Here is a 1167-nt window from a genome sequence, read left to right as displayed (position 1 = left end):
TTTTTTTAATAATAAAAAAGATTATTATCATCCACTTTTATTTTATAGCTAATATTAGGCTTTTTATCATTTACGTTATATTTTCCTTGAAACTTTAATTTCCAACATTTTCTATTGGTGAATTTTCTTAAATCAAGTCTTGATATCTTTTTTAAGTTTAAAGCCTTAAATATTTGCTCAGCAATTTTGACTTTGGTTTTAAAGCTGTCTTTTAAAGCAATAATAAAACCAATAACAGCAAAAGTACCAAAACTAAGTGCCATCATAGATATATAGCGTACGTAGTACCCATTTAAAGATAATACTTTATCAAGGTTATGATAATATATATATATACCCGTCATTACTAATAGTGCAATTATCAAAGTCATAATAGTACATTTAAGGCAAAATACAGAATAAGCCCAACGCCCTCGAAAACAGTTAGGGCAAACACAAATAATCCGTTCATCGGGTTTGGCTATGGCATAAAGTTCGTAATGGTCATGTTGCCATTCAGCGACCACAATCACTTCATCACCTGGTTGAAATGGACAATCTCCAACCCAACCACGATAAATCTCTTTTTCAATTTGTACATTGACAAAATTGGCATTACGCAAAACTGGTTCAGTTTCTGGCATACTAGTTAAACCAACTTGGCCCCGTAATGTGCCTATAATTGCGCCAATTTGTGCTGCTCGATTAGTTCGTTTCATTGATTCTTGCATATTTTGGTACGATTCAACTTCAAACGCTTGTTGTTGCATTTGTAGATCAATGTATTTTATTGTGCCACGAATACAAGTAAACTCATCGCCCAAGCACGGTAAAACCGGTGGCGTGGCATGATGTCGCCAAGATTTGTCGACCATTTGATTTTGAATTTTATAAAATGATTTTAGGGTCATATTAGTACACTATTTTTCTTATTCGTTTTTTTAATAATAAAAAAGATTATTATCATCCACTTTTATTTTATAGCTAATATTAGGCTTTTTATCATTTACGTTATATTTTCCTTGAAACTTTAATTTCCAACATTTTCTATTGGTGAATTTTCTTAAATCAAGTCTTGATATCTTTTTTAAGTTTAAAGCCTTAAATATTTGCTCAGCAATTTTGACTTTGGTTTTAAAGCTGTCTTTTAAAGCAATAATAAAACCAATAACAGCAAAAGTACCAAAA

General features: G+C 30.8%; 2 protein-coding genes. Both read right to left on the bottom strand.

Going from position 1 to position 1167, the window contains the following annotated elements; all coding sequences use genetic code 11:
* Positions 1 to 5: 5 nt before the first annotated feature.
* Positions 6 to 890 (bottom strand): putative type VI secretion system effector, encoded by an 885-nt coding sequence (locus A9G24_RS04190; protein WP_065637909.1) that lies wholly within the window; start codon positions 888 to 890, stop codon positions 6 to 8.
* 30 nt (positions 891 to 920) lie between these two features.
* Positions 921 to 1167 (bottom strand): hypothetical protein (locus A9G24_RS12810; RefSeq protein WP_176701162.1); only part of this gene is annotated, 247 nt, incomplete at its 5' end.

It is taken from the genome of Gilliamella sp. App6-5, from assembly GCF_001690525.1.
In the GTDB taxonomy this organism is placed as follows: Bacteria; Pseudomonadota; Gammaproteobacteria; order Enterobacterales; family Orbaceae; genus Gilliamella; species Gilliamella apicola_H.
The sequence above is the reverse complement of the archived record's forward strand: the minus strand, read 5'-3'. Positions and strand labels throughout refer to the sequence as shown.